Source organism: Vibrio sp. 378, assembly GCF_033339435.1.
The window spans coordinates 272,702-294,409 of the sequence record NZ_JAWOUO010000004.1; the positions used below are offsets into that span (position 1 = coordinate 272,702).

The following is a 21,708-nucleotide window of genomic DNA, read 5'->3' on the forward strand; positions in this document are numbered from 1 at the left end:
TTGGCTGCAAAAATCTGCTCAAAACGTCAACAAAATTAGCAACAGAAAGTGAATCGAGTTGCATTTGTACTTCCATAGTGTGATCAAGCATTCAAAATACTTTCTACTAACAGGATTTTAGTGTAGATTCTGATCCCAATTTTTAAACACCATCCGAGCGGCATAATCAATGTTAAAACTGTCAGACCTATGTAAAGGCTATGTAGACGGGGGAGAGTTTCACCCTGTATTACAAGGGGCAGAATTAACATTGCAGCAAGGCGACCAAGTTGCTCTGATGGGAGAAAGTGGTTCGGGTAAAAGTACTCTGCTGAATTTAATCGCCGGATTAGATACTGCTGACTCTGGTGAAGTGCAGTTTCCAAATTTTGCTATGCATGAAGCACCGGAGCATTTAAGAACCCTTTATCGCCGCAACAATATTGGGAATATCTTCCAACAATTCAACCTGCTTCCTACACTTAATATTGCCGACAATATTCGTTTTTGTCGTCAGTTAAAAGGTCTGCCGGAAGATAAAGAGTTGTGGCGTCAAATTCTTTCTGCTTTGGACTTAATGCCATTGCTAGGACGTTATCCGGAAGAGGCGTCTGGTGGTCAGCAACAACGTGCGGCGATTGCTCGTGCACTCTATATGGAGCCAAAAATCCTGCTTGCTGATGAGCCAACTGGTAGCCTAGACGAGCGAAACGCAGAAGCAGTAATGCGCTTACTAACGAGTCTCGCTCGCCAACTGGAGTGTACTTTGCTGTTAGTGACGCACAGTGAAAAAGTGGCCGCCCATATGGAAGGAAAGATTCGACTTCAAGGAGGGCAGCTACATGTTATGGCCCGTAGTTAAGGCACTACTCGGTCATTACCGTCGTTACCCTCTACAAATTATTCTTGTCTGGCTGGGATTAACTTTAGGCGTGTCCCTCCTTGTTGGTGTTACTTCTATCAACCAGCATGCAAAACAAAGTTATGCTACTGGGGAAAAGCTTTTCTCCAATCCTTTGCCATACCGAATCCGAACGAAGCACTCTGCCAATAAAATTCCTCAAGGTTTCTATATTCAGTTACGTCGAGCTGGGTTTAACCAATGTGCACCGTTTGACGTGCTTCATCTAGATGCCAAGACCGATATGAGCCTGATGTTGGTGGGGATTGATCCTGTCGCGATGATCCCACTACAACAAGGAAAATCGCTAGGTGAGATGCCTGTTTTATCACTAATGAAGCCTCCTTATCCTATTCTTGTTAGTCAAGATTTGGCCGCTTACATGAGTTGGCAGGATGGGGACTTCATTGAGATGAATGACGGAAGCCGTCTTGGGCCTATTCAAGTAGATAAGGACAAGATGCTTTCGGGTACTCGGCTGGTTACTGATATATCGTTGTTGCGTATGCTCAAGCGGAGCTCAGGTTTGTCTGCGATTTCTTGTGGTGAAATGCCAGAGGAAAAGCTAATAGCACTGAAAAACATGCTGCCAAACGGAATGACGCTTGTTAGGAATACGCGTACTGAGCTTGAGTCGCTAACTAACGCATTCCATATGAATCTCACCGCGATGGGAATGCTGTCGTTTTTGGTCGGGTTGTTTATTTTTTATCAAGCGATGTCTCTGTCTTTCATTCAGCGACAACGTTTGGTCGGTATTTTGAGACAGACTGGTGTTAACGGAACACAGTTAGCGCAAGCCTTATTGCTAGAGTTGTCTTTGCTCGTCTTTATTGCGTGGGCGTGTGGTAACTTTTTTGGCTTGATCTTAGCGAATGAACTTATCCCAGCAGTGTCTTCGAGCCTGAGTGATTTGTATGATGCCAACGTAGGTTTAACCATAGGATGGTCATGGCAATCTAGCTTATATAGCCTAATCATGGCAGCGATGGGTGCGTTGATATCGTGTTTGTGGCCATTAATCCGTTTGTTGAAGTCACAACCAATCCGCCTTTCTTCTCGACTGTCGCTAATGCGATTTGCTGGAAGAGAGTTCTCATGGCAGGCGCTTGCGGCATGTGCGTTTTGTGTCGCTGCAATAGCGGTATATCAGGCGCCGAAAACACAAGAAACCGGCTTTGCTATTATTGCTCTGATGTTGGTTAGTGTGGCGTTGTTTATGCCATTTATTATGTGGCATATGTTCCAAAGTTTTTCTTATACCATGCGATGGGTTCGTGTCCGTTGGTTTTTTGCTGATGCAGCAGCCAGCATGAGCTATCGCGGTGTGGCTACGATGGCGTTTATGTTAGCGCTGGCGGCAAACATTGGTGTAGAAACAATGGTCGGAAGCTTTCGAGATACAACCGATAAGTGGCTAAATCAGCGATTAGCCGCTGATGTGTACATCTATCCGACCAACAATTCAGCCGCTCGGATGAGCGCATGGCTCCAGAATCAGCCAGAGGTGAACTCGGTTTGGTGGCGCTGGGAAAAAGATATGCCGACCGAGCATGGTGCTCTGCAAGTTGTGAGTACGGGCTCTTCTGAAGGTGAGTTAGACTCACTTACCGTCAAGTTAGGTGTCCCAAATTACTGGTATCAACTGCACGCTACCAAGAGCTTAATGGTCAGTGAGTCGATGGCCTTGAAGCTGGATATCCGCCCTGGCGATTTCATTAACTTGCAAGAACCGCTTGGTGGTGATTGGCAAGTCGTAGGCGTTTATTACGATTATGGAAACCCATATAACCAGGTGATGATGTCGCACCGGAATTGGCTGTATGTATTTGCAGGTACGGGTAATGTTGGTCTTGGCGTAGTATTAAAAGATAACGTCAATGGAGAAGGGCTGAAAAATCGCTTAGAGAATGTATTCCGTCTCCCGCAAGATCGTGTGTTTGATAACGGTAATATTTATAGCCAAGCAATGAGAGTGTTTGATCATACCTTTGCGATAGCAGGAACCTTGGGCAATATCACGCTGATTATTGCCGTGTTTGGTTTATTCTTTGCGACGTTGGCAGGAGAACTTTCACGGCAGCGGCATTTTTCCTTATTAAGGTGCATGGGTGTGTCCGGAAAAGAACTTGTCGTATTAGGTGGTTTGCAGCTATTCGTCTTCGGAGCCATTTCTGCGATTATTGCAGTGCCGCTCGGCTTGGCGCTCGCACATTTGATCGTTGATATTATCATTAAGCAATCATTTGGCTGGTCTCTAGAGCTTCAAACGATTCCATGGGAGTATGCTCAAACCATTGCTTGGGCGATGCTTGCCATCATGGTTGCTGGCGCATTGCCAGTTATTAGAATGATCAAAAGTACACCGATGAAGTCATTAAGGGACGCGTTGTAATGAAAAAAGTGGGCTCTAAAAAACGCTTGTTGGTTTCAACGCTCATTGTTGTTACGTTCGCTTTTCTGACTGGGGCTGCTTTTTACTCAACTTTTTGGTTAGAGGCGACAGCAACACGAGAAGGCGAACTTGATTCTATCTTAACGCGTGAAAATCAAACGATTTTCGAGCCTGTACTACCTAATGAGCATGTCTCTTTACCCTCAGACTTTCGCTTTCATCCCGAGTATCAGCATGAATGGTGGCACTACTTTGCGAAACTAAAAGATGAGCAAGGCAAGATCTACAATGTTCAATGGAGCTATTTCAGGGTTGCGACGGACGAGCGAGAAACCAGCGGTTGGCAGAACCCTCAATTGTACATTTCACATGTTGTCGTCAGTCATGGCTCGCATGTATGGAAAGAGCAACGGGTAGCTAGAGGTGGGATAGGCCAAGCTGGTATGATCAATCGTCCTTTCAGGTTATGGATTGATAATTGGACTTGGCGATCACTCGGTGCGACGCCTTTCCCGGGCAACTTGAATGTGAATACTGATACGTTTGGACTTGAGCTCAATACCATGACAAGCGGCCCCTTTGTGGTGAATGGAGACAAAGGCTTCCAAGTTAAACATGCGTTGCAATCTGTTGCTTCTTTCAGCTTCAGTGCTCCATTTTTAAAAGTAAAAGGCAGCTTAAGCTTAAATGGTAAGCGATTCTCAGTGACGGGTTCTGCTTGGGCGCAAAAAGAGTGGGGCAGCGGCTTAATTGGTGAGGGGCAACAAGGCTGGGATTGGTTTGTTTTCAATTTAGATGATGGTCGAGCATTAACTGTTAGCCGTTATCGTCACCATGGGCAAACACCGCACGTGTTTGGCACGTTGTCGACACGCTCAGGTAAAGTCATCAACCTCTCAGACGATGATATCAGTATTAAACCAATGCAAGTGACCAGTTTATCCAATGGAAGAAGGTTACCTTTGCAGTGGATTATCAATATTCCGAAGCATCAAATTAATTTGACTACCCGCATTATCAAGTCAGATATGTGGCTACCCTTTGTAATACCTTACTGGGAAGGGCCTACTTTAGCTTCCGGCTCCAATGAGGCTTGGGGCTTTATGCAGCTGACAGGCTATTGAGTTGTGAAGAAAACCACCCCCTACGGGTGGTTTTTTAGTGCGCGAAGCTTCCTAGCTTTTTCTCAAAAGTACGGGGTTATCATGATGGTACAAGCCGTGTTATGCTGATTTTCTCATCATCTTGATAAATATTTGGTGCGACAAGTACAAATACGATCTCCGATCAAAATTGAGTGTCATGTTGGAAAATACGATGTATAGTAAACTTAACATCGAAAAAACCGAAGTTTATACTCTGAAGAAGCGATTATTCTAAAGTTTTCGACAGCTATACACTCTTATCACTCTTTGTTAATCGTTTATTAAGATAATAAATATAAGGACGAAACCATGAACGATGTCATTCGTGACTTTTTCAAAATGGAATCAGCAGGTGGTATTCTTCTCGTAATTGCAGCGGCAATTGCGATGACCATTGCTAACTCACCGCTGGGCGAAACTTATCAATCTGTACTGCATACTTATGTATTCGGTATGTCAGTTTCTCACTGGATTAATGACGGCCTAATGGCTGTTTTCTTCTTACTTATTGGCCTTGAAGTGAAGCGAGAGCTACTTGAAGGAGCGCTAAAATCAAAAGAAACCGCAATTTTCCCTGCTATTGCGGCGGTTGGTGGTATGTTAGCCCCTGCTCTTATTTACGTTGCGTTTAATGCTAACGACCCAGAGGCGGTTTCTGGCTGGGCCATTCCAGCTGCGACGGATATTGCATTTGCTCTAGGTATCATGGCGCTACTAGGTAAGCGCGTACCAGTAAGCCTTAAAGTGTTTTTGTTAGCTCTCGCTATCATCGACGATTTAGGCGTGGTTGTTATTATTGCACTGTTTTACACAGGTGATCTTTCTAGCATGGCGCTGCTTGTTGGCTTCATCATGACTGGTGTCCTGTTCATGTTGAATGCGAAGGAAGTAACGAAACTGACGCCATACATGATAGTCGGCGCGATCTTATGGTTTGCGGTACTTAAATCTGGTGTTCACGCAACACTTGCAGGCGTAGTGATCGGCTTTGCTATTCCTCTTAAGGGTAAACAGGGCGAACATTCCCCACTTAAGCACATGGAGCACGCACTTCATCCATACGTGGCATTTGGTATCTTACCTCTATTCGCATTTGCAAATGCGGGGATTTCGCTAGAAGGCGTATCGATGTCAGGCCTAACTTCAATGCTGCCATTAGGTATTGCTTTGGGGCTACTGGTTGGTAAGCCTCTAGGTATCTTCACCTTTAGTTGGGCTGCTGTGAAAATGGGTGTAGCTAAGCTACCGGAAGGCATTAACTTCAAGCATATCTTTGCGGTCTCTGTGTTGTGTGGTATCGGTTTTACAATGTCTATATTCATTTCCTCTTTAGCGTTTGGAAATGTAAGCCCTGAGTTTGATACCTATGCTCGACTAGGCATCTTAATGGGCTCGACGACAGCCGCGTTACTTGGCTACGCGTTACTGCACTTTTCTTTGCCTAAGAAAGCGCAAGCGTAAGATACACACTGTTTAGTAAAGCCTCCCATTCGGGAGGCTTTTTTATGTCTGCAGATCGGCACATCAACCACTTCAGGGTGGTTACTTTTGTGACCAACTAAGGTCTAGCTTATGGAGTTGGGGCAAATCATCGAAAGAGGCGCTTGGTAAATCTATAGGCGAAAAAAAGCCCAGCCGAAAATTTGACTGGGCGGATACAAACATAGGAGTTAATAAGAAAAAAGCAGCAACGTAACAATTAGATGGAAACAAGTTTGACGGCCAGTGAAACTTCAAATGCCCTAACTGTTACGTATATTCAGACCGAGCCTTTTCTAAACAGTTCCATTTTTTTTCAAAAAATTTCTACTTAATGCTTTCTAGCTTCTTACACATCCGAAAGTAATAGAAAAATCGAGATGGATTACCAACTTGGCGAAGTTACTAACTTCTGTGTTTCTCATTTTATCTCCCCTAGAACCGAAGATGTATTTCATACTCTCGTCGCTCACTCCAAGCCGCCAAGGCTATTGTTAGCATTTCAATTGCGATGGACTGAGAAGTTTGATCGTTTTCTTCTGACAAGCCTCACTGGGGTATTCGATTGAATTTCAAAAGATTAGATCACACCTTTTACTGTCTGGTCAGACCAATTGGTTAAAGTGTGATGTTAATCATTTGTTAATCTTAAGTTTCGGGAGTATATTTTCAAACAGTTGTTTAATACGAGTGATTAAAATGGCCCCGAGAACATCAACAAAAGAAAAAATACTCGATGTCGCAGAAGGACTCTTTGCTGAACATGGCTTTAATGATACTTCGCTAAGAACGATAACAGGTAAAGCTAACGTTAACTTAGCATCGGTAAACTATCACTTTGGCGATAAAAAAACGCTGGTTAGAGCGGTTTTAGATAGGTATTTAGAAGCACTAATGCCGAGCATTAAGACTTCATTAATTGAGTTAAACACGCGCGATAGCTACAACATGGACGATGTCTTTGAGTCATTGCGATTACCTTTACGTACATTAAATGATGTACGCCCAAATGGTACTGCGCTGTTTATGTTGTTAATTGGCCGCGGTTATACAGACGTTCAAGGTCATCTACGCTGGTTCATTACCACCAGATACGAAGAGGTACTGAACCTTTTCACTTTCTCGATAATGAAGGCGAACCCGGAACTATGTGAAGAACAGTTGTTTTGGCGATTGCACTTCACGTTAGGAACCTGTGTATTTACGATGGCTTCAAGCCAGGCTCTTTCGGAGCTGGCAGAAAGTAAGTTTGAAAAGGAAGTCGATGTGAAATCTGTCGTCGATTTACTGATTCCATATTTGTCAGCAGGAATGTCAGCAAAGCAGTTGGCATAAGACAAATAAGAAAGTTAAACCAATAATAAGATTATACCCCGAGCGGTTACGTGAACAAAAGGATCTGAACTATGAGCTCTCTACGAAGAAAATGGATTAGTGACCCGGCTTTTAAAGTGTTCAAAAAAGTATTGCCACCTCTGTCTAGCACCGAGAAAGAGGCGATGGAAGCGGGTAGTGTATGGTGGGATGCCGAACTATTCTCAGGCAAGCCAAACTTCACAACATTGCATCATTATCCAACGCCTACACTGACGGCAGAAGAGCAGTCATTTATGGATAATGAGCTTGAAACCCTGCTAGAAATGCTTGATGACCAGAAGATTGTCAAAGAAGACAGGGATTTACCGCCTGAAGTATGGGAGTACCTACGTAAAGAGCGATTTTTCTCTTTGATCATCTCGAAAGCATATGGTGGTCGTGAATTTTCCGCTTTGGCGAACTCAACCATTGTTTCTCGTATTGCGACTCGAAGTATCAGTACCGCGGTATCGGTAATGGTACCGAACTCTCTTGGTCCTGGTGAGCTGCTATCGCACTATGGTACGCAAGAGCAAAAAGATTACTGGTTGCCTCGTTTAGCTGATGGTACAGACATCCCTTGTTTCGCCCTAACTGGCCCTGAAGCGGGTTCTGATGCGGGTGGCATACCTGATCAAGGCGTAGTTTGTTACGGCACCCATGAAGGCAAAGAAGTGCTTGGCGTGCGAGTTAGTTGGAATAAACGCTACATCACGCTTGCGCCAGTTGCGACAGTGCTCGGGTTAGCATTTAAACTGCAGGATCCTGAAGGGCTACTTGGTGACAAGAAAGAGGTTGGCATTACATGTGCGTTGATTCCCGCTGACCATGAAGGTGTCGAGATAGGCGAACGCCATGATCCTCTGGGGTCTGCGTTTATGAATGGTCCTACTCGTGGTGAAGATGTCTTCATCCCTATGGACTGGTTGATCGGTGGCGCTGATTATGCGGGTAAAGGTTGGCGTATGCTGGTTGAGTGTCTTTCTGCTGGTCGCGGTATCTCTCTCCCAGCGCTTGGCACCGCGATTGGTCACCTTACTACACGTACAACAGGTGCTTATGCTTACGTGCGTAAACAGTTTGGAATGTCGATCGGTAAGTTTGAAGGCGTCGCAGAAGCGATGGGGCGCATTGGTGGTCTTACTTACCTACTAGAAGCGACGCGTACGCTAACGACGACTTCTCTCGATATGAAAGAGAAACCTGGGATTGTAACCGCGATTGCCAAGTACCACATGACGGAAATCGCGCGTACCATTCTAAATGATTCGTTTGATATCCATGCGGGTCGTGCGATTCAAGATGGACCAATGAACTATCTTGCTAAACATTACCTTGGTATCCCGGTTGCTATCACCGTTGAAGGCGCGAATATTCTGACTCGTAACCTGATGATTTTTGGTCAAGGTGCGACTCGATGTCACCCATATGTTCTAAAAGAAATGGAAGCCGCGGCGAATCCAGATTCTGAACAAGGTGCGAAAGAATTTGACAACTTACTCTTTAAACACATCAAGCACGCTCTCGGTAATACATTCGGTGCATTTGGTGCAGCACTAACTGGTTCTCGATTTGTTAACGCGCACATGAGTGGCCCAACGCAGCAATACTACAAAGACATTACTCGTCTCAGTCGTGCACTTGCAGTAAGTGCAGACTTTGCGATGTTAACCTTAGGTGGAGACTTGAAGCGTAAAGAAATGATCTCAGCACGTTTGGGTGATGGATTAAGCTATCTATATATGGCATCTGCTGCCTTGAAAAAGTATGAAGATGAAGGCCGTCAACAAGGCGATCTAGACTTCGTTCATTACGCTGTTCAACACTGTTTGTATAACGCTTCTAAGTCATTAAATGAGGCTTACACCAACTTCCCTGTGAAATACGTTGGCGGTGTGCTTAAGGGGCTATTGTTCCCGCTTGGTAATCATTTCAATAAGCCAAGTGATGAGCTGTGTGTGAATTTGGCTGAAGCGATGATGACACCAGGCGCGCAACGTGATCGCCTCACGCATCTGTGCTACATCGGAAAATCAGAGGATGACAGCGTAGGCTTAATGGAGAATGCATTCCTTGCAATGTACGACATTAAACCTTTGGAGCGTAAACTTATGAAGGCTGCGAAGGATGGTAAAGTGGCTCGTAAAGGTTTGCTGCATGACCGTTTGCAGCAAGCATTTGAAGCAGGCGTGTTAACTGAGCAAGAAATTGATCAAATCATGGCTGCAGATAAATTGCGCTACAAGGCGATTCAAGTTGACCACTTTAGTCATGACTTTTCTGAAGTGCGAACTCATAACCCAAAAAAGTCGCAGTTGAATCCGGCGGCATAATAGACAACTAATGTTAAGAAAAGCACCTCAATGAGGTGCTTTTTTGTATTCTTGGGGAGTGGATGGTGGGATAGTGCTCCAACCACTTGCCTTTTAAGAGCATTTTTACAGAAATTAGATGCGAAATCCCAACGAAACTTTTATCCTAACAAGGTTTTTTAAAGGAAGTTGAATATGATCATCAAACCTAGAATTCGTGGATTTATCTGTACTACAACGCACCCTGTTGGTTGTGAAGCTAACGTAAAAGAACAAATTGCGTACACCAAAGCGCAAGGTCCAATCAAAAACGCACCTAAGCGTGTTCTTGTTGTTGGTGCATCAAGTGGCTACGGTCTATCTTCTCGTATCGCTGCGGCATTTGGTGGCGGTGCATCAACTATCGGTGTTTTCTTCGAAAAAGAAGGTACTGAGAAGAAGCCAGGTACAGCAGGTTTTTACAATGCCGCTGCTTTTGAAAAGCTAGCGCGTGAAGAAGGTCTGTACGCAAAAAGCTTAAACGGCGACGCTTTCTCAAATGAAGCGAAACAGAAAACTATCGAGCTGATCAAAGAAGACTTAGGTCAAATCGATATGGTGGTTTACTCACTGGCATCTCCAGTACGTAAAATGCCAGAAACTGGTGAATTAGTTCGTTCATCTCTTAAACCTATCGGTGAAACTTACACATCAACGGCTGTTGATACCAACAAAGATGTGATCATCGAAGCTAGCGTTGAGCCTGCAACAGAAGAAGAAATCAAAGACACTGTCACTGTAATGGGCGGTGAAGATTGGGAACTTTGGATCAATGCGTTGTCTGATGCTGGTGTTCTTGCTGAAGGTTGTAAGACCGTCGCGTACAGCTACATTGGTACTGAGCTAACTTGGCCAATTTATTGGGATGGTGCACTAGGTAAAGCAAAAATGGACCTAGACCGTGCAGCGAAAGCGCTAAACGACAAGTTAGCAGCAACAGGTGGTAGTGCCAATGTTGCGGTACTTAAATCTGTTGTAACTCAGGCGAGTTCTGCAATTCCTGTTATGCCACTGTACATCGCAATGGTATTCAAGAAAATGCGCGAAGAAGGTGTACACGAAGGCTGTATGGAACAAATCTACCGTATGTTCAGCCAACGTCTATACAAAGAAGACGGTAGCGCGGCAGAAGTTGATGAGATGAACCGCCTACGTCTGGATGACTGGGAACTTCGTGACGACATTCAGCAGCACTGTCGTGAGCTATGGCCTCAAATTACGACTGAGAACCTAAAAGAGCTGACTGACTACGTTGAGTACAAAGAAGAGTTCTTGAAACTATTTGGTTTCGGCGTTGAAGGCGTAGATTACGAAGCGGATGTGAATCCAGCAGTTGAAGCAGACTTCATTCAAATCTAATCGAATCACAGACTAGATAACCAATAAACAAAAGGCGCTCATTGAGCGCCTTTTTGTATTTCATAGTCAAAGTGAGTATTAACTTAGTATTATCAGAATCGTACCAGCTAGCGTCATTAAAATATTCGCAATCGCATAGGTACCCGCATAACCAAGGGCAGGGATGGTGGACTTAGCGTAGTCGTTAACGACATCCATAGCTGGAGCGCAAGTACGGGCGCCAATAATGGCACCGAAGAGCAGGGCACGGTTCATCTTGAGTACGTGTGCGCCAACTAAGTAAGCCAGAACTACAGGCACGACACTGACAATAAATGCCAAACCAATGACTTTTGGACCTACTTGCGTTAGGTGCTCGAACATCTTTCCACCTGCACTTAGACCAATTCCCACCATAAAGAACATTAACCCTAGATCTTTGACCATATTCAGCGCCCCTTGTGGGACATAACCGAAAGTAGGGTGATTTGCTCGTAAAAAACCAAGCGTAATACCGGATAACAGAAGACCCACCGCATTACCCAAACTGAAAGACACCTGACCGAATGTCATTGTGATGAGGCCAAACAGAATACCCAAAATAAAGAAGCTACAAAAAGCGAGCAAATCGGCCATTTGACTGTGGATCGAGATGAAACCGATTTTTTCCGCCAGTCCATGTACTCGGCTTTTCTCGCCGCTCACTTGAAGGACGTCCCCTTTAGCGAGCACAATGTCTAAGTCCATAGGCATTTCAATCTGAGCGCGAACTACGCGGTTTAAGAAACAGCCAAACTCAGACAAATTCAAATCCGATAAACGCTTACCAGCGATAGCGTCACTTTTTACGACGATTTCTTCTTCAACGATGCGCAAATCAAGCAAGTTACGGTCGAATACTTCTTTACCATTACGGAAGCTAGGGTCTAAGCGAGCATGGCTGTCAGGGAAGCCAACCAGTGCAATTTCATCTCCCTCTTGCAAGATAGCATCACCATCTGGGTGGGCGAGAATACCATTGCGACGGATTCGTTCAATGTAACAGCCAGTTTGACGATAAATACCCAGTTCTCGCAAGTTTTTACCATCAGTCCAGTCAATTAGCTCTGGGCCCACTCGGTAAGCTCGAATAATGGGTAAATACACTTTTCTCTGGCTTGAATTTCCAAGGCCACGCTCTTGTGCGATTTGCTGCGCGGAATCAGAAAGGTTTTGTTTTTGCAGTTTTGGCAACAATTTAGCAAACATGATCATGCTAATTAAGCCGACCAGATAAGCCATCGCGTAGCCTACGGATAGATTTTCTAATACCAGAGAAAATTCCATATTCCGCGGTATAGTCGCAAGGCCAGAGTTAAGAGCATCTTGTGCACCAACCAGTACTGGCGTTGCGGTCAATGCGCCTGCCATCATACCTGCGGATAAGCCAAAATCGAGGCCGAAATAGTGACTCAAGCCATACGTTAAGCTGACCGCAGACACGAGAACAGTCATGCTTAAAATAAAATAATGCTTACCATCTCTGAAGAATATACCAAAAAAGTTTGGTCCAGCTTCAATGCCAACGCAGTAGATAAACAGCATAAAGCCAATGGTTAAAGCTTCTGCATTAAATGAGAAACCAAGGTGGCCCATTACCAAAGAGGTAATAAGAACGCCAATAGAGTTGCCTAATTGTAATTTGCCAAATCGAATTTTTCCGATGGCAAGGCCAATGGCTAATACGACGAAGATTAGAAGGATAGGGTTTTGCTCGAGAAGGTATACGACGTCTATGTTCACTGTGTGGCTCGGTAGAGTGTGTGCCAAAAAAGATTAAGAACTGTGAATTGTAACTAAATATAGCAAAAAGATAAGTGAATTTTTTTAGGTTTTACCATTAGTTGACTTAACGTAATAACCAGCTGAAAAATAATAAAAAAGCCGCATGAAGCGGCTTTTTTGAAAACAGTCTTTATTACTCGTCAAATAGACCTAGGTGCTCTTTCGCGTATGCTTCGAATTCGTCGCAGCCACCGATGTGCTCTTGGTCGATAAAGATCTGAGGAACGGTTTCAACTGGTTTACCAACTGTTTTCTCAAGATCTGCTTTAGAAATACCCTCAGCGTGAATATCAACGTAACGGTAGTTGAAGTCATCACGTTTTGCTTTTAGCGTTTCTGCGTGCTCTTTTGCACGAACACAGAAAGGACATGCAGGGCGACCAAAGATAACAACGAACATAATCTTATTTCTCCTAAATCTATTCTTTTTTGAAAGCGTACAAAACATAGCGGCTGAGTGCGCTTTCTTTTGTTGGAGTAACTATGCCCGATCCAGATACGGAAATAAAGCGGCAATTACCTCTTGGTTCTATAGGTGAAATCTATCGAATAAAAACTAAACGCGTGTTCTTATTTTACGGCTCTGAAGTATGTGAAGTGACGCATAAAAAACATACATTCTAAAGGGTTAATGATGGCAAGGTGGAATTGGTCAATTTTTTTTGTTTAAAAAAATAGCAATCTATTTTGGCTATACGCAAATAACTTCAACTCTAACATAAGTGTTAAATCAGAGGGCGAGAGGTTATTTGGGTATATTCTTTTGGGAGGGTGTGTATGTTTCAGTTTATGACTGCAACAAGGATTATATTTGGTGAAGGTGCACTTCAATCTTCATTATCCGTTATTAACCAATTTGGCTACAGTGTTTTGCTGGTTACTGGGCAGGATACCCAACGAGCCGCCCCCATTATCCAATATCTTAAAGCTCAAAATATGCGTTACCAGCACGTAGCTATCGTTGGAGAACCATACATCACGATGGTAGAAGAGACCGCAGTGCTCGGTAGAAAATTCCAACCTGATATGGTGGTTGCGATAGGTGGTGGCAGCGTCATCGATATGGGCAAAGCCTTAGCTGCCATTATTCCCAATCAAGGCAATGTTTACGATTACGTAGAAGTGGTAGGAAGAAGCGTCCCTTTAAAAGCAAAGCCTCTTCATTTTATTGCAATTCCTACGACAGCAAGCACCGGTTCAGAAGTGACCAGAAATGCTGTGCTGAAATCTGGACAAGATAAAGTGAAAGTGAGTCTTCGAAGCCCTGATATGCTCGCAGACGTTGCCATTGTAGACCCGACACTTACTTACGGGACCGACCAATACACATCTGGACGTGGCGCAATGGATGCGTTCACTCATTTAATGGAAGCGTATGTGTGTGGTGAGCCAAACCCTCTTACTGATATGGTCTGCGAAGAGGGGCTACGCCGTTTAAGCCGTTCAGTGATTGCCGCTTGTAAGCAAGATAATCATAAGGCGCGCTCTGATTTATCGTTCGCTGCATTGCTTGGTGGTATGGCGATTACTAATGCCAAATTAGGTGCTGCTCATGGGTTAGCATCGGCGTTAGGAGGCAAGTTAGACGCCCCCCATAGCGTTATTACGGCTCGCCTAGCTCCGCACGTGATGCAGGAGAACATTAACGCCGCTAAACTCGCGGGTAGGAATGATGTGATAAGTCGTTATCGCAAGCTGGCCCAATTAGTCACTGAGCGAGTAAATGCTAACGAACACGATGGAATTCTTTGGGTAAATATGGTGCTAGATAAGTTAGCGTTACCGCTACTGGCTCAATTTGGAGTATGCCAAACCTCTTTTGAGCAAGTGGCGAACGATGCGCTTAAATCAATGGCAATCAAAGGGAATCCTTTACCCCTGAATCAGGAACGTTTGATACACATATTGCAGCAAGTCTGTGATTGTAGCGGAGAGTGCGCAGCTGAGAGTGCACAACATGTCAGTTCTGTTGAAGTACTGGAATCAAGAACGGACTTATCGAGTGTCAACGACTTAGGGTGATTGCTTTCTTAGCTGCATTAAAACAAAAGGGGAGCCTTGAGCTCCCCTAGATAAAGTATTGACTAAGCTTTAGTGCTTAGTACTGGCTTAGTTTGTCATAGCGACTGTCTTTCAACGCATCTTTTACGCGTTTTAGGTTCTCACGGAAACCTGTACCACGGCGAAGAGTGAAGCCAGTTGCTAGCACATCAATCACTGTCATTTGCACAACTCGGCTTGCCATTGGCATGTAAACGTCGGTATCTTCTGGAATATCGAGCGTGATGGCCAGCGAGCTTGCCTTTTCTAGAGGAGAATCCTTCGCTGTAATCGCAATAACCGTTGCGCCATTTTCACGAGCAAGGTTCGCTATTTCTACCTGACTCTTTGTTCGACCGGTATGAGAAATAAGAACCACAACATCATTATCACTGCAGTTGATACAACTCATGCGCTGCATAACAATATCTTCAAAACAAGTAATTGGAATATTAAAGCGAATAAACTTGTTTTGTGCGTCTCGGGCAACAGAAGATGATGCACCAAGGCCAAAGAATGAAATGCGCTTCGCTTGCGTTAGCAAATCGACCGCACGGTTCACTTGCATTGGATCTAGGCTATTTTTAGCGACATCTAAACACGCCATCGTCGATTCGAAAATCTTATGGGTGTACGCGTCTGGGCCATCGTCTTCTTCCACATTACGGTTAACGTAAGGGGTGCCGTTGGCTAGGCTCTGTGCCAAGTGAAGCTTAAAATCTGGAAAGCCCTTGGTGTCCAGACGACGACAGAAGCGGTTTACAGTGGGCTCACTAACGTCGGCCATTTTAGCCAGCGTTGCAATGCTTGAATGAATTGCAGTTTGTGGAGACGCCATAATTACTTCCGCAACTTTGCGCTCTGACTTACTGAAATTCTCCAGGTTTTTTTGAATTTTTTCTAATGTATTCATAGTGTTCACGAGGGTATAGAGAACAACTCGCTGGCTCTGCTAACGAAAGGAAACACGAAGATTCCGGAGTAGAGTGGGGCGTTAACGAAAACAACCAGCGCCATAGAATCAGTATAAACCTGATCTTCAATCAGTCTAAACCAATAACGGGTACTATTTAGTGAGAATTTGACAGGCCTCAAACAAAATGTTGTAAAAACTACAGAATTGGATGTGTAAACGAAGTTTTGTTGCGCTAGTCGCACGATAATGATGTTTGAGTTACATCAAAACGAAAAAAAATTTCAAATTGATGTAACTCGATCTGGCCGTTAAGACGATTGAATATCAACAACCAGCTGTTGAATTCTTTTCATCAAATTTGGTGCTTGCTTGGCGATTTCGCGTTGTTCATCAAGCACTGAGCTCAAAATTTCTTTTGTGGTCAGTGGATTTGCCAAAACCACTCGAAACACTATCGTATTCATGCGTTGCCATTGGTCTGGGTTCAGTCTTGTACGTGAAACGAACGATTTGCCCGTTTCGCGCTGACGCTTTTGAATAAACTGTGTTAACTCATTGATCAGCTCATTCAGTTGTTCTTTTTGTGAGCCTTCTGCTTGTGCTAATGCTTCACGGATGAATGGCGGCAAATAACGGTATGTGAGCAGACAAAGCTCTGGTTCAGAAACTAACTCGAAATCATCTTGCTGTTTGATTAAATCCGCAAAGTATCGAGCTTTTTCAATGCTTTGGTCAATCAGAAGCTCGTAACCTGGGCGACTTATGATGTGCATTGCGGCGTAGACCAACATCGCCATACCCGAACGTGAACCTTCTAATGTATGGCTGCCTAGGTCTTTTGAACCTTTGCGCAATATATATTGAGCGTGATGCTCTATGGATTTCATTGCGTCAGGGTCTTTGAACAGAACCATACCAGCGCCCATCGGGATGTAGAGCTGCTTGTGCGCATCAATAGTTACTGAGTCTGCCATTTCCACACCTTTAAGAAGGTGACGGTGATGGTTAGACATAAGTGTTGCGCCACCCCATGCGGCATCCACATGGAAGTGACAGCTGTGAGCTTGGCAGACTTCAGCGATTTCAGGCAATGGATCAACATTACCTGTCTCTGTTGTGCCAGCCACACCAATAACAGCAATAGGCTTGATATTTTGTTTTTCGAGCTCAACAATTTTCGCTTTCAGGTCGTTGACAATAATACGGTTGTTGGCATCGGTTTTAACCGCAACCAAGCCCTCTTGGCCTAGCCCTAATACATCGGCTGCTTTCTTAAGGGAGTAGTGACCACGCTCAGACACTAGCACCGCTAAGCCATCATAGCCATAGTGCTTCATGGCTTTAAAAAGGCCTTCCTTTTCAACGCCTTTAAATGAGCCATTGGCTCTTAACGCTTTGTTACGTGCTACCCAAAGCGCAGTGATATTGGCAATGGTGCCGCCGGAACAAAATGCGCCTAATGAGTGGTTTGCACTGTGCATCCACTGATTGTAAAACGTATCATTCTGACCATATATCAAGCGATGCAGCATACCCAAAACTTGACGCTCAAGTGGCGTAAAGGCTTTGGAAGTCTCTATTTTTACCAGGTTTTGGTTTAAGGCGATCATGATCTTTGACAGTGGCATCAAGAAATAAGGCAGTGCCGATGTCATATGACCAATGAAGCTTGGTGAAGATGTGTGAACTGAGTGCGACACCAAAGTGTCGAGTAAGTGCTCTGTATGATCTGACACGAACTCTGGCTGCTCAGGAATCTGAGCAGAAGAAAAGTCTTTTTCGATTTCGCGTAAAGGCTTTTCTTCTGCCACGATGTGTTCACGAAGAAATTGATTTAGATTTCGCGAGAGGCTCTCGTCAATTTTAGTTAACGTTGAGTCCGGACCTTCTGGGACAGTGAAGATCTTTAGCAAGCTCTCAAAGCTAACATCAGCGGTTTTTTGTTCCTTAACCATAGCAAAGAATCTTTGTAGTTATTTTGGTAATGCGAGCGGCACAATCTAAACTAAAACGGGCGCAAAGTCCCGTTTTAATTGTTGAAACCCAAGTTGTAGAAATGAAAATTTTAGGTGAAGGTGACGATATTCACATTAAAAAATTCTAGATTGAGTACGTTAAAACACTCTGATGTTATCGAATGCTAATCAACGACTAATGCGAGCAATCTTAGTCACATTTCTGCTTTTCAATCTTTTCTATTGACTGATTGTACTTATTAAGTGCGGTATCAATTTGTTGGGGATGACTAAGCAGATCAGCGAATGCTGAACGAAGCTCGTAGTTTTTTGGATGGTTAGTTGATTGACGGTCGCTAAATGTCTGTTTTGCAACTTCACCTAACTTATCGCTTCGGGTCGCTAACTGCTTAACGTCATGTTGCTCTAGTTTTAACCATGCTTCGATTGGCTGTTCCGTCGCAACGCGGCTAGGGTCGTTCTCTAGAAAGTAGTGAACCGCTTCGCGGTTTAATTCAAAGTGATGTTTACGTCCACCCAAGAACCATTGGCTAACTTCTTTCAGATCTGGATATTGGGTAACCGTCAAATCAACAAGATCTTGATACCACTGTAGTGAGGCATCGACGTAGCCATCGTATTTGCTAGCAAGACATTGTTGATCTGCGGCAAGCGTAAAAGTTGAGCTTGTAGCGAGGAGCGCTGCAACGACAAAGCGTTTCATTCTTCTTCCTTCTGGTTGTTATCCCTTTATTAACGCAATGCACATCAGTTGATGTTTCTCCCTTCTTTCTATTTGGTCGTGACAAATCGTTGGGCTGAATGACGAAAAGAAAGAGGGGTCTTGCCAAAAAATATTGACCACTTTGACGTTAACTGGGTATTTAAATTTTTGCCGTATTGTAATGGATGTTAAAGCGAAAACCTGAGATCTAGCTAGCAAGTGATACAAAGAAAAGCATCATAACTGGTACCAATAAACTCAAAATAAAGCCGCTAACGATAGCAACAGGAACACAACGCACACCACCGGTGGTTTGAATAACGGGTAGGGTGAAGTCCATTGCTGTTGCACCGGCATAACCAATTGCGGTGCACGGATAGCTACGAATAAAGAGAGGAATGGCAACCAGTGCGACTAGCTCTCTCATCAATTCAATCAAGAACGACGCGCCACCAAATACCGGACCAAAAGCGTCACCCATTAAAATACCTGCGAGTGAATACCAGCCAAAACCTGAAGCCATTGCGAGTGCTTGATAAAGAGGAAGATCCAAAAGCACCGCTGCAAGAACGCCACCAAGCATACATGTTGCGATGACAACAGCCGCAATGGCCATTCCTTGTTTATTTAATAGGATTTGACGCAGAGTAAGTCCACTATTACGCAGCTGAATACCAATAAAAAATAGAAGTAGAAAGAGTATCCATTCGCTTGCTGTATCTACCCAACTCAAATCAATGGGTAACAGCAGGCCAACCACTAACCCTCCGCCAACGACCACGATAAGCTTAACTGACTCTAAAGCCATCGAAGATAACGGTAGCTTCTTTTGATTCTGATTGGTCTGGAGTGGAATAATTTTATCAATAATAGGCAGAGCCAACAGGTTGCAGGCACTTAGACACAAAAAAAACGTACTCGCATAGAGGAGAATACTTTGTAAGTTGCTGCTTAAATTATCGAGCGCCGCCAAACTAAGACCCATCAACGACAAAATGACGTAAATAAGGTAGGACGTTGACTGATTGATCTTCTCCAATAACGAAGATCGAGATATAGGAATTAGATACCCCACCACAAGCGGAGCGAAAATAAATAGCATCCCTGAAAACATAAAGCTCAATGATTCCTTTTTGAGATAACATCAACACGCATAAATCAAATTATCTATCGGTTGAAATTAGAGATATTTCACCACACACAGCTCAGCCTTGAGCGAATCGTTTTATCACGGATAAGGTATTATCAGAAAGCGATAAATTACAAACCGCTAGCATTGAGTACAGCACGGATTTGATCATTGAAGTCAGTATCACTCATGTTACTAAGTTCATACAAGACTTCTGCACCAGTTAAGTTGAATTCAACTTCGTGTTCGTCAATGCGTTCATCGTGATTGCGAAACATCAATAAATGATGCGCAATTCTAGCGATGTCGAGATAACTCACTTCTGGTCGCGTTAATTCGTATTTTTCGTTTGAGGATACTTCTCTGAAGTCGTTGTCAAATCCCCAACGCTCAAGCACTAGTTTACTTGTGGCAGAACAACGTGTTTGGAAGATTTGCAATGCAATATCTGGGTCTAAGTAATTGCCCCTATCTAAGTACAAGTGGTACTCATTAATTAGGCAAAATAACCCAATATCGGCTAATAGACCGACCAATAACGCCTTTTCTTGCTCTAGATGGCCATAAGTGCCTGGCTCGTGGCTACGAAACGATTGAACCAACATCACCATGACGGCACCGAGCTCACGCGATATCGCGGCACTCTTCACCAAGATGGCATTGCATTCTTTAGTGAGATTAACTGAGTGTTTAAGTTGCTCAATCGCTTGTGCGGTAACAATATCACGTACACGAAGTATTCCGAGACGAGATACCGCTGTAGTTAAGTCGTTGCAGGTGATATTTCTGCGATTGAAAATCACAGAGTTAGCGACTCGTAAAACGACCGCTGCTAATCCGGGATCTTCCAATAAACAGTTAGCAACATCGGCAATCGTGGTGTGTTCTTCGACACATAACTGCTGAATTTTAAGCACGACATCAGGAATAGGAGGTAACGAAATCTTACCCGTGGCGATGGACTGTTCTACCAGCTGAGCAAACTCGGATTCCAGTGCGTTTATAAGCTTATCTTTATTATTTGGCAGCCAAAAAAATGATAAATGTTCCATTGTGACGCTGTACTTGAGATCTTTCGTACAGTGTACCCTTACAGCGTATTCTTTATCAATTAAATGCGTATTATGTGCCCGTAATTGCCAGCGAGATCATAATGATGGCGTGTTTTAGGCATGCTATGCGTCAAAAAAATATCACCACACAAACAATAAGTGTGAAACTAATCACGTATGCAGAATTTATACTTTTTTATATGTGACCTATGTCCTAACTTATTTTTCAACGTTAAGTATGATTAAGCAAGTTGGTGAGCACAACTCACAAAAATATCGCCAACAAATCGACATTTATAATTCGCTATAAGCTGCTGTTTATCTGGTGACATCGCTAATCGGGGTAATTTATTCAGATTAAAGAGGTCAATGGACATGACAGACCAAGCTTTTTTTAAATATGTACGCACCTTCAGTGAGTACCAAAAACGTTCTATGTTCGGTGGTATTGGTTTATTCACCGATGATGCTATGTTTGCGCTTGTCAGCAATGATTGCTGCTACTTACGTGGTGGTAATGGGCTAGATGAAGTGTTTACTCAACTGAGCTGTGAGAAGTATAAGCACGTCAAAAAACAGACGACGGCAACCGTAAATTATTATGATGTAACCGATTTATTCGAATCCGGATATGTAGGGCTTGATGAACTGGTACAGAAATCAATTGAATACTCAATTAAGGAACGGAAATATCAAAAGTCCTCTGCCAGTAGACGCTTAAGAGACTTACCCAACATGCAACTAACCCTTGAACGTATGGTCAAGAAAGCCGGTGTTGATGACGTAGAAACCTTTTTAGAACTTGGACCTGTAAAAGTCTTCAACAAAGTTAAAACGGCTTACGGTAATGATGTTGATGTAAAGCTACTGTGGAAATTTGCTGGTGCAACTGATGGCGTACATTGGAAACTGATCCAAGAGCCGCGTAAAAAACAGTTATTGGCACTGTGTGACTAAGCGAAGCTGATCGCACAATGATTGACTCGTTTCGATGGAGTTAGCGGGTCGTAAAGGCAAGTGTGAAAAGCGGAAAAAGGACGTTGAAGTTTTTTACCACTTCATTGAGTTAGTCATTAAATTAGACAAAAAAACCGAGGCAGAGACCTCGGTTTTTGTTTTTTTAA

The 21,708-nt window shown here is 43.7% G+C and carries 16 protein-coding genes; 9 read left to right on the top strand and 7 right to left on the bottom strand.

The window, feature by feature from the left end; translation table 11 throughout:
• The first annotated feature begins 169 nt into the window (after positions 1-169).
• The 7 genes from R7Q48_RS10030 to fabV all read left to right on the top strand — a co-directional run bounded on the left by R7Q48_RS10030 (position 170) and on the right by fabV (position 10,965).
• On the top strand, positions 170-841 hold the full coding sequence (locus tag R7Q48_RS10030) for an ABC transporter ATP-binding protein (RefSeq protein ID WP_005378040.1): 672 nt from the start codon (positions 170-172) through the stop codon (positions 839-841).
• Complete coding sequence (locus R7Q48_RS10035; RefSeq protein ID WP_137281873.1) at positions 822-3,275, top strand: ABC transporter permease; 2,454 nt, start codon at positions 822-824, stop codon at positions 3,273-3,275. The genes R7Q48_RS10030 and R7Q48_RS10035 overlap by 20 nt, the downstream gene beginning before the upstream one ends.
• Positions 3,275-4,399 (top strand): lipocalin-like domain-containing protein, encoded by a 1,125-nt coding sequence (locus tag R7Q48_RS10040; RefSeq protein WP_005388656.1) that lies wholly within the window; start codon positions 3,275-3,277, stop codon positions 4,397-4,399. The genes R7Q48_RS10035 and R7Q48_RS10040 overlap by 1 nt, the downstream gene beginning before the upstream one ends.
• A 330-nt stretch (positions 4,400-4,729) precedes the next feature.
• Positions 4,730-5,881: a Na+/H+ antiporter NhaA gene (gene nhaA / locus R7Q48_RS10045; protein WP_005378034.1), complete on the top strand. Its 1,152-nt coding sequence runs from the start codon at positions 4,730-4,732 to the stop codon at positions 5,879-5,881.
• Positions 5,882-6,598: 717 nt separating this feature from the next.
• Entirely contained in the window at positions 6,599-7,234 is a 636-nt protein-coding gene (locus R7Q48_RS10050; protein ID WP_005378033.1) for a TetR/AcrR family transcriptional regulator, read from the top strand.
• A 71-nt stretch (positions 7,235-7,305) separates the two neighbouring features.
• Positions 7,306-9,588, top strand: a complete 2,283-nt coding sequence (locus R7Q48_RS10055) for an acyl-CoA dehydrogenase (protein ID WP_137281874.1) — start codon at positions 7,306-7,308, stop codon at positions 9,586-9,588.
• A 174-nt stretch (positions 9,589-9,762) separates the two neighbouring features.
• Complete coding sequence (gene fabV, locus R7Q48_RS10060) at positions 9,763-10,965, top strand: enoyl-ACP reductase FabV (RefSeq protein ID WP_005388648.1); 1,203 nt, start codon at positions 9,763-9,765, stop codon at positions 10,963-10,965.
• Positions 10,966-11,043: 78 nt separating this feature from the next.
• On the opposite strand, the gene R7Q48_RS10065 is transcribed toward fabV, so the two are convergent.
• Positions 11,044-12,726: an aspartate:alanine antiporter gene (locus R7Q48_RS10065; protein ID WP_005378028.1), complete on the bottom strand. Its 1,683-nt coding sequence runs from the start codon at positions 12,724-12,726 to the stop codon at positions 11,044-11,046.
• Between the two features lie 175 nt (positions 12,727-12,901).
• Positions 12,902-13,168: a GrxA family glutaredoxin gene (locus R7Q48_RS10070; RefSeq protein WP_005378026.1), complete on the bottom strand. Its 267-nt coding sequence runs from the start codon at positions 13,166-13,168 to the stop codon at positions 12,902-12,904.
• A 377-nt stretch (positions 13,169-13,545) separates the two neighbouring features.
• Here R7Q48_RS10070 and R7Q48_RS10075 point away from each other — a divergent pair, with 377 nt between their 5' ends.
• Positions 13,546-14,790, top strand: coding sequence for an iron-containing alcohol dehydrogenase (locus R7Q48_RS10075; RefSeq protein WP_017820842.1), 1,245 nt, complete (start codon positions 13,546-13,548; stop codon positions 14,788-14,790).
• A gap of 76 nt (positions 14,791-14,866) precedes the next feature.
• On the opposite strand, the gene R7Q48_RS10080 is transcribed toward R7Q48_RS10075, so the two are convergent.
• The 5 genes from R7Q48_RS10080 to R7Q48_RS10100 all read right to left on the bottom strand — a co-directional run bounded on the left by R7Q48_RS10080 (position 14,867) and on the right by R7Q48_RS10100 (position 20,584).
• Positions 14,867-15,721 (bottom strand): MurR/RpiR family transcriptional regulator, encoded by an 855-nt coding sequence (locus R7Q48_RS10080; protein WP_005378021.1) that lies wholly within the window; start codon positions 15,719-15,721, stop codon positions 14,867-14,869.
• Positions 15,722-16,032: 311 nt separating this feature from the next.
• Positions 16,033-17,679, bottom strand: coding sequence for a pyridoxal-dependent aspartate 1-decarboxylase PanP (panP, locus tag R7Q48_RS10085; RefSeq protein ID WP_025766849.1), 1,647 nt, complete (start codon positions 17,677-17,679; stop codon positions 16,033-16,035).
• 211 nt (positions 17,680-17,890) lie between these two features.
• A complete protein-coding gene (locus R7Q48_RS10090) occupies positions 17,891-18,403 on the bottom strand; it encodes a hypothetical protein (RefSeq protein WP_213868389.1) in 513 nt (170 codons plus the stop codon).
• Between the two features lie 208 nt (positions 18,404-18,611).
• Positions 18,612-19,517 carry a lysine exporter LysO family protein gene (locus tag R7Q48_RS10095; protein ID WP_005378011.1) on the bottom strand — a complete coding sequence of 302 codons (906 nt, stop codon included), beginning with the start codon at positions 19,515-19,517 and terminating at the stop codon, positions 18,612-18,614.
• Between the two features lie 146 nt (positions 19,518-19,663).
• A complete protein-coding gene (locus tag R7Q48_RS10100) occupies positions 19,664-20,584 on the bottom strand; it encodes an HDOD domain-containing protein (RefSeq protein ID WP_005378009.1) in 921 nt (306 codons plus the stop codon).
• 369 nt (positions 20,585-20,953) lie between these two features.
• Between R7Q48_RS10100 and R7Q48_RS10105 the strand changes: the two genes are divergently transcribed.
• On the top strand, positions 20,954-21,541 hold the full coding sequence (locus R7Q48_RS10105) for a TfoX/Sxy family DNA transformation protein (RefSeq protein WP_005378007.1): 588 nt from the start codon (positions 20,954-20,956) through the stop codon (positions 21,539-21,541).
• Positions 21,542-21,708: the final 167 nt, after the last annotated feature.

Excerpts from the sequence above, each read along its gene's own strand:
- R7Q48_RS10075 (WP_017820842.1), top strand. The coding sequence starts at position 13,546 with ATGTTTCAGTTTATGACTGCAACAAGGATTATATTTGGTGAAGGTGCA.
- R7Q48_RS10105 (WP_005378007.1), top strand. The coding sequence starts at position 20,954 with ATGGACATGACAGACCAAGCTTTTTTTAAATATGTACGCACCTTCAGT.
- R7Q48_RS10050 (WP_005378033.1), top strand. The coding sequence starts at position 6,599 with ATGGCCCCGAGAACATCAACAAAAGAAAAAATACTCGATGTCGCAGAA.
- R7Q48_RS10090 (WP_213868389.1), bottom strand. The coding sequence starts at position 18,403 with ATGAAACGCTTTGTCGTTGCAGCGCTCCTCGCTACAAGCTCAACTTTT.
- R7Q48_RS10095 (WP_005378011.1), bottom strand. The coding sequence starts at position 19,517 with ATGTTTTCAGGGATGCTATTTATTTTCGCTCCGCTTGTGGTGGGGTAT.
- R7Q48_RS10100 (WP_005378009.1), bottom strand. The coding sequence starts at position 20,584 with ATGGAACATTTATCATTTTTTTGGCTGCCAAATAATAAAGATAAGCTT.
- R7Q48_RS10055 (WP_137281874.1), top strand. The coding sequence starts at position 7,306 with ATGAGCTCTCTACGAAGAAAATGGATTAGTGACCCGGCTTTTAAAGTG.
- R7Q48_RS10080 (WP_005378021.1), bottom strand. The coding sequence starts at position 15,721 with ATGAATACATTAGAAAAAATTCAAAAAAACCTGGAGAATTTCAGTAAG.
- R7Q48_RS10070 (WP_005378026.1), bottom strand. The coding sequence starts at position 13,168 with ATGTTCGTTGTTATCTTTGGTCGCCCTGCATGTCCTTTCTGTGTTCGT.
- panP (WP_025766849.1), bottom strand. The coding sequence starts at position 17,679 with ATGGTTAAGGAACAAAAAACCGCTGATGTTAGCTTTGAGAGCTTGCTA.
- R7Q48_RS10035 (WP_137281873.1), top strand. The coding sequence starts at position 822 with ATGTTATGGCCCGTAGTTAAGGCACTACTCGGTCATTACCGTCGTTAC.
- R7Q48_RS10040 (WP_005388656.1), top strand. The coding sequence starts at position 3,275 with ATGAAAAAAGTGGGCTCTAAAAAACGCTTGTTGGTTTCAACGCTCATT.
- fabV (WP_005388648.1), top strand. The coding sequence starts at position 9,763 with ATGATCATCAAACCTAGAATTCGTGGATTTATCTGTACTACAACGCAC.
- nhaA (WP_005378034.1), top strand. The coding sequence starts at position 4,730 with ATGAACGATGTCATTCGTGACTTTTTCAAAATGGAATCAGCAGGTGGT.
- R7Q48_RS10030 (WP_005378040.1), top strand. The coding sequence starts at position 170 with ATGTTAAAACTGTCAGACCTATGTAAAGGCTATGTAGACGGGGGAGAG.